Origin of the sequence: Sphingomonas sp., from assembly GCF_042096255.1 — a bacterium.
Classification (GTDB): domain Bacteria; phylum Pseudomonadota; class Alphaproteobacteria; order Sphingomonadales; family Sphingomonadaceae; genus Sphingomonas.
In genome coordinates this window covers 16019-29382 of record NZ_JBELLZ010000038.1, presented here as the reverse complement: position 1 = coordinate 29382, position 13364 = coordinate 16019, and the positions used below count along the sequence as shown (strand labels likewise).

Sequence of the window (13364 nt, the reverse complement as noted above, 5' to 3'; positions counted from 1 at the left end):
CGGCCAGCGCCTCGGCATCGACCACGCCCATCGCGCCGAGCAGCGCCAGTGCCACGGGCAGGTCGAAGTGCGAGCCTTCCTTGGGCAGGTCCGCGGGCTTCATGTTGACGGTGATGCGCTTGGGCGGCAGCGCCAGCCCCATGGCGGTGACCGCGCCGCGTACCCGCTCGCGGCTTTCCGCCACCGCCTTGTCGGCGAGGCCGACCATGTTGAAGGCGGGCACGCCGGGGATCAGCTGGCACTGCACCTCCACCGCGCGCGCCTCCAGCCCGAGATACGCCACCGTCGAGACGATCGAGACCATGATTTCCCCCCAACGCCTGTCATAGCCAGTTTTCCGGTTAAGCAAACGTCGGCGAGCGTCTTGCAGGAACAATACACCGGCGCCACATGGCGGTGATGAGCGGTCGTCACCCTGCCCTGCGCTACACGCAGCTGACGCTGGGGGGCATGCTGATCGTCGCGGCGCCGCTCGCCTCGCCGCTGCCGGGACCGGGAGGGATCGCGCTGTTCGCGGGCGGGCTGATCCTGGTGCTGCGCAACTCGCACCGCGCCCGGGTGCAATGGGCGCGGCTCAAGCGGCGCTGGCCACGGACCGGCGGGCTGGTGGATCGGGCTATGCGGCGGCGGAGCGCGCTGCGTCGCCATGCGCGCGAACAGATGACGCGACGGCGCGCACGCGAACGGGCGACTCAGGTTTGACTTTGCCGGCCCTTCCGCTTATGCGCACCGCCTTCCAGGCCGTCCGGCCCTTCTACGGGGAGGGGGCGGCCTTTCGTGTTTCAGATTCGGGAATGAGCGATGAAGCGGACCTTTCAGCCGAGCAACCTCGTGCGGGCGCGCCGTCACGGCTTCCGTGCGCGGATGGCGACGGTGGGCGGCCGGTCGGTGATCCGGGCACGCCGGGCGCGCGGCCGCAAGAAGCTGTCGGCCTAACCACCCTGACGAAGCGCCGCGATTTCCTCGCGGCGAATGGTGGACGACGGGCGCCGATGCCGGGATTCGTCCTACTGATGCGCCCGCGCGACGATGGTGACCCGGCGATGCGCGTGGGCTTCACCGTCACCAAGAAGATCGGCAATGCCGTGGTGCGCAACCGGATGAAGCGCCGGCTGCGCGCCTTGGCGCGCGAGCTGCTGCCCGCCGAGGGCCAGCCGGGCGCGGACCATGTGCTGATCGGCCGCGAGGGCGGCATCGAACGCGACTTCGCGGCGCTCCGGACGGAACTGTCGAAGGCGCTGCGCAAGGTCCAGCGCGCTCAGGAGCCGAAGCGGTGATGGCCTGGCTGCTGATCCTGGTCGCGCGGGCGTGGCAGCTGGGCCCTTCGCTGGTGCTGCCGCCAACCTGCCGCTACCAGCCCTGCTGTTCGGCCTATGCAATCGAGGCGCTTCGCCGCTATGGCGCGGCAAAGGGGGGCTGGCTCGCAGCGCGGCGGATCGCGCGGTGCCATCCCTGGGGCGGGCATGGCTATGACCCGGTTCCGTAAAGAAATGGGGCACAGGTGAGCCAGGACAACAAGAACTTCGTGCTGTTCGCGGTGATCGCCGCGCTGATCCTGTTCGGCTGGCCCTATGTCCAGAGCACGTTCTTCCCCACCGCCAACCCGCCCGCGACCAAGATCGAGGGCGGCAAGACCAAGGTAGTGCCCAATCCCGGCGCCGATCCCGCCGCGGACAGCCCCCAGGCGATCCGCGACCGCGCGATCGTGCTGCGCGAGACGCCGCGCGTCGCCATCGAGACGCCGCGGCTGCGCGGCAGCATCAACCTCAAGGGCGCGCGGATCGACGATCTCGTCCTGATCCGCCACCGCCAGACGATCGCCAGGAACGCCGCGCCGATCCGGCTGCTGTCGCCCTCGGGCACCGCCGACGCCTATTTCGCCGGCTTCGGCTGGAGCGGCACGGGCGTGACCGGGCCCGATGCGAATGCGGTATGGCAGGCGAGCGGCCCCCGGCTGACCCCGGCGACACCGATCACGCTGAGCACCACCAAGGGCACGCAGCGCTTCCAGCTGACCATCTCGGTCGACGACGGCTATCTGTTCACGATCCGCCAGTCGGTGCAGAACGCCGGCGCGGCGCCGATCGCGGTGCAGCCCTATGGCCTGCTCAGCCGCCGCGGCGCCTCGGCCGACAAGGATTCGTGGACCATCCACATCGGCCCGATCTACAAGGACGACGGCGGCGTCCATTTCGATACCGATCTCGATGACGTCGACGAGGCGCCCTACAGCTATCGCGCCAAGGGTGGCTGGCTGGGCTTCACGGACCATTACTGGCTGACCGCTCTGGTGCCCCCCGCAGGCGCCGAGCAGCAGTTGGAGCTGCGCGGCCCGGGCGACGGCCGCCACCAGGCCGATTATCGCGCCGCCAGCGCCACCACCCTCGCCCCCGGCCGCACCCTGACCCAGACCGCGCGCTTCTTCGCCGGCGCCAAGGAGGTCGACCTGCTCGACCGCTACGAGGCGGAAGGGCTGGTGCCGCGGTTCAGCTTCGCGATCGACTGGGGCTGGTTCTGGTTCTTCGAGAAGCCGATCTTCTATTATCTCGACTGGCTGTTCCGGATGATCGGCAACTTCGGCGTGGCGATCATCGTGCTGACGGTCACCGTGCGCGGCCTGATGTTCCCGATCGCGCAGCGCCAGTTCGCCTCCATGGCCCGGATGCGCGCGGTGCAGCCGAAGATGAAGGCGATCCAGGAGCGGTTCAAGGAAGACAAGGTCCGCCAGCAGCAGGAGATCATGGCGCTTTACAAGGCGGAGAAGATCAACCCCCTCGCCGGCTGCCTGCCCACCCTGCTCCAGATCCCGGTCTTCTACGCGCTGTACAAGGTGCTGATGCTGACCATCGAGATGCGGCACCAGCCGTTCGTCGCCTGGATCAAGGACCTGTCCGCGCCCGATCCGCTGACCCCGGTCAACCTGTTCGGCCTGCTGCCGTTCACCCCGCCGAGCTTCATCGCGATCGGCATCATCCCGATCCTGCTCGGCATCAGCATGTACTTCCAGTTCAAGCTGAACCCGCAGCCGATGGACGACGCGCAGAAGCAGGTGTTCGCGATCCTGCCCTGGGTGCTGATGTTCGTGATGGCGCCGTTCGCGGTCGGCCTCCAGGTGTACTGGATCACCTCCAACGTGCTGACCATCCTCCAGCAGAAGCTGCTCTATGCCCGGCATCCGGAGCTGATGGCGCCAGCCAAATGACGGACGAGGACATCGAGGCGGCGCGCAAGCTGTTCGCCGGGCCGGTGGAGTTCCTGAAGTCCGCCCCCGCGCTCCAGTTCCTGCCCGACCCGAGCGTGCCCGAAGTGGCGTTCGCGGGCCGCTCCAACGTCGGCAAGTCGTCGCTGCTCAACGCGCTCACCGGCCGCAAGACGCTCGCGCGTACCTCGGTGACGCCGGGGCGGACGCAGGAGCTCAACTTCTTCGACGTGGGCCAGCCGCTGCGCTTCCGGCTGGTCGACATGCCCGGCTACGGCTTCGCCAAGGCGCCCAAGGACATGGTCCGGAAGTGGCGCTTCCTGGTCAACGATTTCCTGCGCGGCCGCCAGGTGCTCAAGCGCGCGCTGGTGCTGATCGACAGCCGCCACGGCATCAAGGAGGTCGACCGCGAGATCCTGGAGATGCTCGACGGCGCGGCGGTGAGCTATCGCCTGGTACTGACCAAGGCCGACAAGGTGAAGGCCACCGACCTCGCCGTGGTGGCGGAGGCGACCGCCGCCGAGGCGCGCAAGCGGCCCGCCGCGCACCCCGAGGTGCTGGCGACCTCCAGCGAGGGCGGTATGGGCATCCCCGAACTGCGCGCGGCGGTGGTGGAGGCGATCGGGTAGGTGGGCGGAAGGTCAGGTCGTCGCGCGATCGCTGTGGGACGTATGACGTCGATCTACCGGAGCGGTAATCGGTTTCCGGCATAGGCCCCGATGTTCAGGGCGTGGGGATGGCCGCGATTGGCGAGCGCGATAACCGTGTAGCCGGCAGGATAGAAGGCGATGTCGGCGTTCACGCCGGGAGCACTGCCGCCATGGCCATAATAAGGTGCGCCGTTCCGTGTCGCGATCCGCAGACCGAAACTCCACGACGCGCTCCCGGCAGGTATCGAGGCGGTGGTGAGCCATCGCAGTGGCTCGGCATCTAGCAGGGCGCCGCTCCTCAACGCGATGGCGAACCGATGCAGGTCGTCCACCGTCGAGTAGCCGCCTCCAGCCGGAAGGCCAGGGTAATATGGCAGCGACTTCAAGCCCGTTTCAGCCGACCCCGTCAAGGGACGCGCAGTATCGGCGGCGGTGGCAACCGGAGAGGTCTCTGTCATGCCCGCGACATCAAACACGTTGCGCTTGAGGTAGGCGTCCCAGCGCTGACCGGACGCCCGTTCGATCAATGCGCCTAGCAGTATAAAGCCGAAGTTGCTGTAGCCCCAGCGCGAGCCAGGCGGAAACAGCGTGTCGCGCCTGCCGAAGCGTAAGATGAAATCGGACGGCGTGAGGAGCTCAGCCGCATGGGTTTCGTAGTCCGGGCCGAAGAAATCGCCAGTACCGCCACTGTGAGTCAGCAGATGTCGCACCGACACCTCCCTCGCGAGGGAGGTGTCGGGATAGTCCGGCAATCGCATCGCGATCGTGTCGGTCAGACGCAGCCTGCCCTGCTGCACCAGCTGGAGAACGCCCACCGCTGTGAACATCTTGCCCGCCGAGCCAATGCAGAAGCGGGTCGCCGCCGTCACCGGTCGCGCGCCCGTCGCGTCCTGAGCACCATAAGCCTCGCGCAGGAGAACCTTGCCGCGCTTCGCGACGAGGACCGCGCCCGACAGGCGGCCGGCAGTCGCCTCGGCCCGCAGCGTGCGCCTTAGCGCCGCCAGCGCGTCCCGCTCGCTCAAGCGCGGGATCGCGAAGCCGTGCGGATCAGGCGCGCCGGCGAACGACAGATCGTCGATCCCATCTGCACCGATCGTCAGCACGACCTTGGAGAAGCGATCCCAGTTCCGGTCGCGGAGCCAAGCGGTGATCTCGCGTGGCCCAGTCTCTTCCGTTCGCAGGAGAATGAAGCCGCCCGACCCCTCTCGCATACCGAGGTCTTCGTCCAGATAGGGGACAAGCGGCCGGATGTTCTGCCGCACGAAGGCGGGGTAGACCGCCGCATCGCCGGCGTTAAAGGCGGCCAGCCAACGAACCAGCCAATCGCGCGGAGTGGAGCCTGCGGCATGCGCGGGCAGAATCCGGGAGGAAAGTGCCAGCACCGCCGTGCTGGCCAGAACATGGCGTCGCGTGCAGGTCACCGTTACCCTCCCGAAACCGCAAGGTGCATTTTATGTAGGCGCCTACGCAATTGTCAAGGAAACGGAGAATGCAGGATTACGTCGCTCGATTGGGAGGGGTGGCGCTGGGCGCGCGGTTGCGGCGACTGAGCGCGGCGATCGATGCCGATGCGGCGCGGGCTTATGCCGCGGAAGGCATTGCATTCGAGCAGCGCTGGTTTGGCGTGCTCAACCAGCTGGCACGGAACGGCCCGATGACCGTTGGCGCGCTCGCCGATGCACTAGGCATCAGTCACCCATCGGTCAGCGAGACGCGACGGTCGCTGGAGGCGGCGGGCCTTGCCCAAGTTGTGCCGGACAGCAGCGATGGCCGCCGCCGCACCGTGCAGCTGTCACAGAAGGGGCACGAACTGGTTGCCCGGACGGAAGGCCTGTGGCGTGCCTTCGACATTGCGGCAGATGCGCTCGACAAGGAAGCGGGAGAGGTGACGATCGCGCTGGACCGACTCGACCAGGCGTTGAAACGTCGTTCCCTCCTGGATCGCGTCCGTGACGCGAAGGAACGGTGACGCGCGGATCGGCACTTTCCCGAAGGCGGTGTCGACTCCGGCAGCCGCAGGGGTGACGGACGGCGAACGCGAGCAGGACGGCCCTGCCCTCGCCTCAAGACGCTCGGGAAGAGCAAGCGCGCGCCCGCCCCTCACAGCTTCCGGCTGATCACTTCCTTCATGATCTCGTTCGTGCCGCCGTAGATGCGGCTGACGCGGGCGCCGCGCCATTGCCGGGCGATCGGATATTCGTTCATGTAGCCAGCGCCGCCGTGGAGCTGGAGGCACTTGTCCATCACCTCCCATTCCAGCTCGGTGTGCCACAGCTTCGCGGCCGCCCCTTCCTCGTTGGTCAGTTCGCCTTTGAGGTGGCGGGCGATCGCCCAGTCGAGGTGCGCCCAGCCGACCTGGAGCTTCGACTTGAGGTCCGCCAGCACGAACTTGGTGTTCTGGAAGTCGAACACGGTGCCCTTGAAGGCCTTGCGGTCCTTCACGAACGCCACCGTGTCGTCGAACGCCTTCTGCGCATTGGCCATGGTGGAGACGGCGATCGACAGCCGCTCCTGCGGCAGCTGGCTCATCAGGTAGATGAAGCCCATCCCCTCCTCGCCCAGGCAGTTGGTGATCGGCACGCGCACGTCCTCGAAGAACAGCTCGGACGTATCGGCGGCGTCCTGGCCGATCTTGTCGAGCTTGCGCCCCTTGCTGAACCCCTCCCGGTCGCTCTCGACCAGGATGATCGACATGCCCTTATAGGCCGGCTGCGCATCGGGGTCGGTCTTGGCCACCACCAAAGTCAGATCGGTGTTCTGGCCGTTGGTGATGTAGGTCTTGGAGCCGTTGAGGACGTAATGGTTGCCGTCCTTCTTCGCGGTGGTGCGGATCGACTGGAGGTCGCTGCCCGTGCCCGGCTCGGTCATGGCGATGGCGGTGATCACCTCGCCCGAGACCATCTTGGGCAGCCACTCCTTCTTCTGCTCCTCGCTGCCGTAATGCTCGACATAGCCGGCGACGATGTCCGACTGGAGCGAGAAGCCGGCGGGGACGCCCGCATAGGCCATCTCCTCGTCGACGATGGCGTTATAGCCGAAGTCCAGCCCCAGCCCGCCATAGGCCTCGGGCACGGTGGGGCAGAGCATGCCGATCTCGCCCGCCTGCTGCCAGAAGCTCTTGGGCACCAACCGGTCGCGCTCCCATTGCTCGGCATGGGGCACGCCTTCCTTCGCCAGGAACTGGCGGACGGTCTGGCGGAACGCCTCGTGATCCTCATTGTAGGCGAACCGGCCCGCGACCTGGTCGAGCGACATAAACCCCTCCGAACAAACGTTATGGCGCTTGTCGCGGGGGCTATCGCAAGGGTCAAGTAACTTTTGTTATGGCGCGCGGCGCAGGGTCAGGCCTCCGGTTCCGGCGGCAGCGGCAGGGCCGGCTTACCCTCGCCATAGACCCGGTCGAGGTACGCGCTTGCCAGTGTGTAATGCGCCTTCACCGCCTGGGGCACCTCGGTCTTCTGCGCCATCTCCAGCTCCGCCTCCGCGCGGCGGTAGAAATATTCCGTGTCGTCCATGGTACCCAGATAGCCCGCCTTGTCGAACGGCGCCCTAGCAGCCGGTAAGTTTTTGTCACTGATTCGCGTCAGCCCGTGCCCTGGTGGCGCTCGCCGGGCGAGGGGGCTAGGCTGGCGCGCCAACAAGGAGAGCGTGCATGAAACTGGCCAGCCTGAAGCATGGGCGAGACGGGCGCCTGGTGGTCGTGTCGGACGACCTTGCCTGGTATGCCGACGCCAGCCACATCTGCCCGACGCTCCAGGCCGCGCTGGATGATTGGGAGCGGATTGCACCGCAGCTGGAGCTGCTCGCCACCGATCTCCAGCATGAGGTGATCCCCCGCGCCCGCTTCCACGAGCATGACGCCGCCGCCCCCCTCCCCCGCGCGTATCAATGGGCGGACGGCTCCGCCTATGTGAACCATGTCGCCTTGGTGCGGCAGGCGCGCGGCGCGGAAATGCCGGACAGCTTCTGGCACGATCCGCTGATGTACCAGGGCGGATCGGACGGCTTCCTCGGCGCGCGCGATGCCATCCCGCTCGCCGACGAGGCCTGGGGCTGCGACCTGGAGGCCGAGGTGGTCGTGGTCACCGGCGACGTGCCGATGGGGGCGAGCCGGGAGGAGGCGCTGTCGGCGGTGCGGCTGGTCGGCCTCACCAACGACGTGTCGCTGCGCAACCTGATCCCCGGCGAACTCGCCAAGGGCTTCGGCTTCTTCCAGTCGAAGCCCGCCAGCGCCTTCTCGCCGGTGTTCGTGACCCCTGACGCGCTGGGCGACTGGTGGCAGGGCGGCAAGCTCCACCGCCGCCTCAACGTGGACCTCAACGGCCAGCCCTTCGGCCGCGCAGAGGCGGGTAAGGACATGACCTTCGACTTCGGCACACTGATCGCGCACGCCGCCAGGACGCGCGCGCTCGGCGCGGGCACGATCATCGGCTCCGGCACCGTCTCCAACCGCGACGCCGAGGGCGGGCCGGGCAAGCCGATCGCCGAAGGCGGCGTCGGCTATTCGTGCCTCGCCGAGGTCCGCACGGTGGAAACGATCCGCGGCGGCAAGGCGGAGACGCCGTTCCTCAAGGCTGGCGACACCGTGCGGATCTGGGCGGAGGACGATCGCCACCACCCGATCTTCGGAGTCATCGAACAGACGGTGGTCGCGGCTTGAGGGCCCCCACCTTCAAGACCTCTACCTTCGCGGCGGCGCTGCTGCTGTCGGGGTGCGCGGCGCCGCAGGCGCTGGCGCCCGCGCCACAGCAGATCGCCACGCCCGCCGATCTCTATGGCGAGCTGTTCGCCCAGGTGCAGCTGCGACGGCTGTTCCCCGACGGCAAGACCTTCGTCGATGCGACGCCCAAACGGCCGGTGGCGGAGATCATGGCGGCCTATCGCGCGGGCGACTTCCGCGACGATGCGGCGCTGCGCGCATTCGTTGCCGCCAACTTCGACGTGCCGGCCACGCCCTGCGTCGCCGCGAACGACGCCGCCCGGCCGCCGCTTGCCGAGCACATCCGCAAGCTATGGCCGCAACTGACCCGCCCGCCGGTCAAGCCGCGGCCCGGATCGAGTGCGCTGGCGATGCCGCGGCCGTTCGTGGTGCCGGGCGGGCGCTTCCGCGAGATCTATTACTGGGACAGCTATTTCACCATGCTCGGCCTCAAGGCGGACGGGCGGGGCGACCTGGTCGAGGCGATGATCGACGATTTCGTCTCGCTGGTCGAACGGCACGGCCATGTGCCCAATGGCGCGCGCACCTATTACCTCAGCCGCTCGCAACCGCCGTTCCTGTTCCTGATGATGGCGCTGTCGGACGTACGCACGCCCGCGGTGAAGGCGCGGCGGCTGGCGGCGCTGCGGCGTGAGCACGCCTATTGGACCGGCCCGGATCGCGCCGTGATCGTCGCGAAGGGAACACCGCTCCAGCATTGGTGGGATGCCCGCACCACCCCGCGCGACGAATCGTACCGCGAGGATGTCGACACAGCCAAGGCGAGCGGGCGGCCGGCCGCGACGGTCTACCGCCACCTGCGCGCAGGCGCGGAAAGCGGCTGGGACTATTCGTCGCGCTGGCTGGCCGACGGCAAGACGCTGGCGACGATCGACACCACTTCCATCGTCCCGGTCGATCTCAACAGCCTGTTGTGGGGCATGGAGCGCGCGATCGCCGCCGGCTGCCGCGAGGCAGGCGACGCGCCCTGCGCCGCGGAGTTCGAGGGCAAGGCCGAGCGTCGCCGCGCGGCGATCGAGCGCTGGCTGTGGAGCGAGGCGGAGGGCCGCTACGGCGACTGGGATACGCGCACGCGAAGGCTGCGTCCCGGCGTGACCGCCGCGACCGCCTACCCGCTGTTCGTCGGCCTCGCCCCGCCAGAGCGTGCCGCCCGCGTCGCGGAGACGATCGCGCGCGACCTGCTCGCCCCCAACGGCCTGCGCACCACCCTTGTCGAGACCGGGCAGCAATGGGACAAGCCCAACGGCTGGGCGCCGCTCCAGTGGATCGCGGCGGACGGCCTGCGCCGCTACGGCCGCGACGATCTCGCCCGGCAGGTCGCATCGCGCTTCGTCGCCACGGCAGAGCGCGAGTATCGCGCCAGCGGCCGGCTGCTTGAGAAATATGACGTCGAGGAGTCGCGTGCAGGCGGCGGCGGCGAATATCCGACGCAGGACGGCTTTGGCTGGACCAACGGCGTGATCCGCGCCTTCCAGGAGCGCTACGGACTGTAGTTCCTTCAGTGGAAGTCGTGGCTGCGGATGGGGATGTCCTTCTCTCGGTCTTTGTAATGATAGTCCGTCCGTCCGCGGGGGTTCCAGCCGGGATCGCCGCGGTCGGGCGCGCCGGGATGGGTGGCGCCGTCGCCACGCGCGACCAGCCGGGGGAGGTCCAGGTCGCCGACTTGGCGGAGCATGGGAGTCAGGTCGACGATCAGGTCGGCGACGACATGGATCACCTGCCCCTCCTTCTGGACGCGCCCGCGGATCGCCACCATCGCGGAGGACATCACCGTACGCCGCTGCGCCTCGAACCGGTCGGGCCAGAGGATGCCGTTGGCGACGCCGGTCTCGTCCTCGATCGTGATGAACAGCACGCCTTTGGCGCTGCCGGGGCGCTGGCGGACCAGGATGATGCCGGCGACCTCAACGAAGCGGCCGTCCTTGATCGTCTCCAGATCGGCGCAGCGCACGCTGCCGCGACGGGACAGCGCCTCGCGCAGGAAGGTGAGCGGGTGCGCGCGCAAGGAGAGCTGGGTGGCGCGATAATCCTCCACCACCTCGCGCCCGGCGGTGAGCGCCTTCAGATACACTGGCTCCTCCTGCCGCTCGATCCCGGCAAGCAGCGGCAGCGGCGCCTCGCCCAGCCCGCGGATCGCCCAGAGCGCGTGACGGCGGTCGAGCCCCATGTCCGCGAACGCATCCGCCTTGGCGAGCTTCTCCAGCGTGGCGAGCGGCACGCCCGAGCGTCGCCACACGTCCTCCACCGAAGTGAAGGGCGCGCGTGAACGCGCGGCGAGGATCTTGCCAGCATCCTCGCCGGAAAGGCCATGGATCACGCGCAGGCCGAGACGGAGGGGGCTTTTGCCCGCTCAGCACACTCGTATCCCACTCGCTCGCCATCACGCTCGGTGGCAGCACCTCCACCCCATGCGCGCGCGCATCGCGCACGATCTGCGCGGGGGCGTAAAAACCCATCGGCTGCGCGTTGAGCAAAGCCGCGCAGAAGATGTCCGGATGGTGGCACTTCATCCACGAGCTGGCATAGGCGATCTTGGCGAAGCTGGCGGCGTGGCTCTCCGGGAAGCCGTAGGACCCGAACCCCTCGATCTGCTTGACCAGCCGCTCGGCGAACGCCTGGCTGATGCCGTTGCCGAGCATGCCGGAGATCAGCTTGTCGCGGAACTCCCCCACCCCGCCCGTCATCTTGAAGGTGGCCATCGCGCGGCGCAGCAGGTCCGCCTCGCCCGGCGTGAAGCCCGCGCCGATGATCGCCACCTGCATCGCCTGTTCCTGGAACAGCGGCACGCCCAAGGTCTTCTCCAGCACCGCCTTCAGCGCCTCATTGGGATATTCGACGCGCTCCTTGCCATCGCGGCGCTTGAGATAGGGATGGACCATGTCGCCCTGGATTGGGCCGGGGCGGACGATCGCGACCTGGATGGCGATGTCGTAGAAGTTCTTCGGCTTCATCCGCGGCAGCATGCTCATCTGCGCGCGGCTCTCGATCTGGAAGACGCCGAGCGTATCGGCGCGGCGCATCATCTCGAAGGTCGGCTCGTCCTCGTCCTGCAGGCAGTCGGCATCCATGCCGATCTTCAAACCGCGATGCTCGGCGAGCAGGTCGAACGCGCGGCGCATGCAGCCGAGCATGCCGAGGCCGAGGATGTCGACCTTCATGAAGCCGAGCTCCTCGATGTCGGTCTTTTCCCACTCGATCACCGTGCGATCCTCCATCGCCGCGGGCTCGATCGGAACGAGATCGTGGAGCGGCGCGCGGGTCAGCACGAAGCCGCCGGGATGCTGCGACAGGTGGCGGGGCGTGCCGATCAGCTGCTTTGCGAGATCGAGCGCCAGCGCGAGGCGCGGCTCGGTCGCGTCGAGGTTGAGCGCCTCGACATGCGCGTCGGGCACGCCCTCGTTGGACCAGCCCCACACCTGTGAGGCGAGCGCGCCGGTCATGTCCTCGGGCAGGCCGAGCGCCTTGCCGACCTCGCGGATCGCGCCGCGGGTGCGGAAGCGGCTGACCACCGCGGTCAGCGCGGCATGGTCGCGCCCATAAGTCTCATAGATCCACTGGATCACCTCCTCGCGCCGCTCATGTTCGAAATCGATGTCGATGTCGGGCGGCTCGCGCCGTTCCTCGGAGACGAAGCGCTCGAACAGCAATTGGTGCTTGACCGGATCGATCGAGGTGATGCCGAGCACGAAGCAGATCACCGAATTGGCCGCGGAACCGCGCCCCTGGCAGAGGATGTCCTGCCCGCGCGCGAACGTCACGATCGAGTTCACGGTTAGAAAGTAAGGCGCATAATCCATGCGCTCTACCAGCCTGAGTTCGTAATCTAGCTTGTCGACATAGACTGGAGGCGGCGCACCATCGAAGCGGCGGGCGAGCGCGTTGCGGGACAGTCGCTCCAGCGCTTCCTGCGCGGTGCGGCCGCTCATCACCTTCTCTTCCGGATATTGGTAGTCGAGGTCGCGCAGAGAGAAGGTGCAGCGCTCCACGATCGCCTCAACCGCGGCGAGCGCATCCGGGTGGTCGCGGAACAGGCGCGCCATCTCGTCGGGATGCTGGAGGTGGCGACCGGCATTGCGCGCGCGGCGGAGACCCAGTTCGTCGATCGTGGATTTCTCGCGGATCGCGGTGACGACGTCCTGGAGCATCCGCATGTCGGGGGAATGGTAGAGCACATCACCGGTGGCGAGCGGCTGCAAGCCGTGCGCGCGGGCGGCCTCGGCGGTGTCGTGCAGGCGCAGCGCCTCGCCGGGGCGGCGCCAGTGGGTGAGACAGACGTGGCCGCGATCGGGGAACAGGTCCGCGGTCCACTTGAGGTCGCCGGGCGCGGCGCCGTCGATCCTGGGCACCAAGGCGGCGACAAGGCCCTCGGCATGCTCGGCGACATCCTCCCAATGGAGAAAGCACTGCCCCTTCTCGCCCCTTTGCGCATCGGCGCGCGCCTTGCCGCGGCTGAGCAGGCGGGTAAGCCGGCTCCACGCGGCGCGGTCCTCCGGCCAGACGAGGATGGAGGCGCCCGAGACGAGATCGAGCCGACAGCCGGGGATCGGGCGGACCTCGATGCCCTGGTCCTTCTTCACCTGATCGGCGGCGTAGAGCGCGCGCACCACGCCCGCGACCGAGTTGCGATCGACGATGCCGAGCGCGGGCATCCCCATCAGCGCCGCGGTGGCGAACAATTGCTCGCACGACGAGGCGCCGCGCAGAAAGGAGAAGTGGGTGGTGACCTGAAGTTCGGTGTAGGTCATTGGCGTGAGGCCGCGAAATGACTATCTGAGATGGTCAGCTGGAGGTGCCG

At 68.0% G+C, this 13364-nt stretch carries 13 protein-coding genes and 1 pseudogene; 9 read left to right on the top strand and 5 right to left on the bottom strand.

The annotated features are described in order from the left end of the window. Nucleotides 1-304: magnesium chelatase domain-containing protein (locus ACFDTH_RS09115; protein ID WP_375287218.1), on the bottom strand; the 304-nt coding region annotated here is incomplete at its 3' end. A gap of 95 nt (nucleotides 305-399) precedes the next feature. On the opposite strand from ACFDTH_RS09115, the gene ACFDTH_RS09110 reads away from it, so the two are divergent. The 6 genes from ACFDTH_RS09110 to yihA all read left to right on the top strand — a co-directional run bounded on the left by ACFDTH_RS09110 (nucleotide 400) and on the right by yihA (nucleotide 3828). Next, entirely contained in the window at nucleotides 400-702 is a 303-nt protein-coding gene (locus ACFDTH_RS09110; protein WP_375287217.1) for a hypothetical protein, read from the top strand. Between the two features lie 99 nt (nucleotides 703-801). Then, nucleotides 802-936, top strand: coding sequence for a 50S ribosomal protein L34 (gene rpmH / locus ACFDTH_RS09105; RefSeq protein WP_076743215.1), 135 nt, complete (start codon nucleotides 802-804; stop codon nucleotides 934-936). Between the two features lie 56 nt (nucleotides 937-992). Further along, nucleotides 993-1277: a ribonuclease P protein component gene (gene rnpA, locus ACFDTH_RS09100; protein ID WP_375287216.1), complete on the top strand. Its 285-nt coding sequence runs from the start codon at nucleotides 993-995 to the stop codon at nucleotides 1275-1277. Further along, nucleotides 1277-1486, top strand: coding sequence for a membrane protein insertion efficiency factor YidD (gene yidD, locus ACFDTH_RS09095; protein ID WP_375287215.1), 210 nt, complete (start codon nucleotides 1277-1279; stop codon nucleotides 1484-1486). The genes rnpA and yidD overlap by 1 nt, the downstream gene beginning before the upstream one ends. 15 nt (nucleotides 1487-1501) lie before the next feature. Then, entirely contained in the window at nucleotides 1502-3202 is a 1701-nt protein-coding gene (gene yidC / locus ACFDTH_RS09090) for a membrane protein insertase YidC (protein WP_375287214.1), read from the top strand. Further along, the gene (yihA, locus tag ACFDTH_RS09085) at nucleotides 3199-3828 is read left to right on the top strand and encodes a ribosome biogenesis GTP-binding protein YihA/YsxC (protein WP_375287213.1); all 630 of its coding nucleotides are present in this window, start codon (nucleotides 3199-3201) and stop codon (nucleotides 3826-3828) included. Before yidC ends, yihA begins: the two co-directional genes overlap by 4 nt. A 53-nt stretch (nucleotides 3829-3881) precedes the next feature. Here the strand turns inward: yihA and ACFDTH_RS09080 are convergent, their stop codons facing one another. Next, on the bottom strand, nucleotides 3882-5270 hold the full coding sequence (locus ACFDTH_RS09080; protein WP_375287212.1) for a serine hydrolase domain-containing protein: 1389 nt from the start codon (nucleotides 5268-5270) through the stop codon (nucleotides 3882-3884). 68 nt (nucleotides 5271-5338) lie between these two features. On the opposite strand from ACFDTH_RS09080, the gene ACFDTH_RS09075 reads away from it, so the two are divergent. Next, nucleotides 5339-5818, top strand: a complete 480-nt coding sequence (locus tag ACFDTH_RS09075; protein WP_375287211.1) for a MarR family winged helix-turn-helix transcriptional regulator — start codon at nucleotides 5339-5341, stop codon at nucleotides 5816-5818. A 131-nt stretch (nucleotides 5819-5949) separates the two neighbouring features. Here the strand turns inward: ACFDTH_RS09075 and ACFDTH_RS09070 are convergent, their stop codons facing one another. Together ACFDTH_RS09070 and ACFDTH_RS09065 are read right to left on the bottom strand one after the other, a co-directional pair. Next, nucleotides 5950-7104 carry an acyl-CoA dehydrogenase family protein gene (locus tag ACFDTH_RS09070; RefSeq protein ID WP_375287210.1) on the bottom strand — a complete coding sequence of 385 codons (1155 nt, stop codon included), beginning with the start codon at nucleotides 7102-7104 and terminating at the stop codon, nucleotides 5950-5952. A gap of 86 nt (nucleotides 7105-7190) precedes the next feature. Continuing rightward, nucleotides 7191-7364 (bottom strand): hypothetical protein, encoded by a 174-nt coding sequence (locus tag ACFDTH_RS09065; RefSeq protein ID WP_375287209.1) that lies wholly within the window; start codon nucleotides 7362-7364, stop codon nucleotides 7191-7193. Between the two features lie 137 nt (nucleotides 7365-7501). Between ACFDTH_RS09065 and ACFDTH_RS09060 the strand changes: the two genes are divergently transcribed. Next, on the top strand, nucleotides 7502-8509 hold the full coding sequence (locus ACFDTH_RS09060; RefSeq protein WP_375287208.1) for a fumarylacetoacetate hydrolase family protein: 1008 nt from the start codon (nucleotides 7502-7504) through the stop codon (nucleotides 8507-8509). Then, nucleotides 8506-10062, top strand: a complete 1557-nt coding sequence (gene treF, locus ACFDTH_RS09055) for an alpha,alpha-trehalase TreF (RefSeq protein WP_375287207.1) — start codon at nucleotides 8506-8508, stop codon at nucleotides 10060-10062. Before ACFDTH_RS09060 ends, treF begins: the two co-directional genes overlap by 4 nt. A gap of 5 nt (nucleotides 10063-10067) precedes the next feature. Here the strand turns inward: treF and ACFDTH_RS09050 are convergent. Beyond that, nucleotides 10068-13314 (bottom strand): annotated as a pseudogene (locus ACFDTH_RS09050) (error-prone DNA polymerase). Between the last annotated feature and the right edge of the window lie 50 nt (nucleotides 13315-13364).

Coding starts and splice junctions, on each gene's coding strand:
- ACFDTH_RS09110 (WP_375287217.1), top strand. CDS start 400: ATGAGCGGTCGTCACCCTGCCCTGCGCTACACGCAGCTGACGCTGGGG.
- rpmH (WP_076743215.1), top strand. CDS start 802: ATGAAGCGGACCTTTCAGCCGAGCAACCTCGTGCGGGCGCGCCGTCAC.
- rnpA (WP_375287216.1), top strand. CDS start 993: ATGCCGGGATTCGTCCTACTGATGCGCCCGCGCGACGATGGTGACCCG.
- yidD (WP_375287215.1), top strand. CDS start 1,277: ATGGCCTGGCTGCTGATCCTGGTCGCGCGGGCGTGGCAGCTGGGCCCT.
- yihA (WP_375287213.1), top strand. CDS start 3,199: ATGACGGACGAGGACATCGAGGCGGCGCGCAAGCTGTTCGCCGGGCCG.
- ACFDTH_RS09075 (WP_375287211.1), top strand. CDS start 5,339: ATGCAGGATTACGTCGCTCGATTGGGAGGGGTGGCGCTGGGCGCGCGG.
- ACFDTH_RS09070 (WP_375287210.1), bottom strand. CDS start 7,104: ATGTCGCTCGACCAGGTCGCGGGCCGGTTCGCCTACAATGAGGATCAC.
- ACFDTH_RS09065 (WP_375287209.1), bottom strand. CDS start 7,364: ATGGACGACACGGAATATTTCTACCGCCGCGCGGAGGCGGAGCTGGAG.
- ACFDTH_RS09060 (WP_375287208.1), top strand. CDS start 7,502: ATGAAACTGGCCAGCCTGAAGCATGGGCGAGACGGGCGCCTGGTGGTC.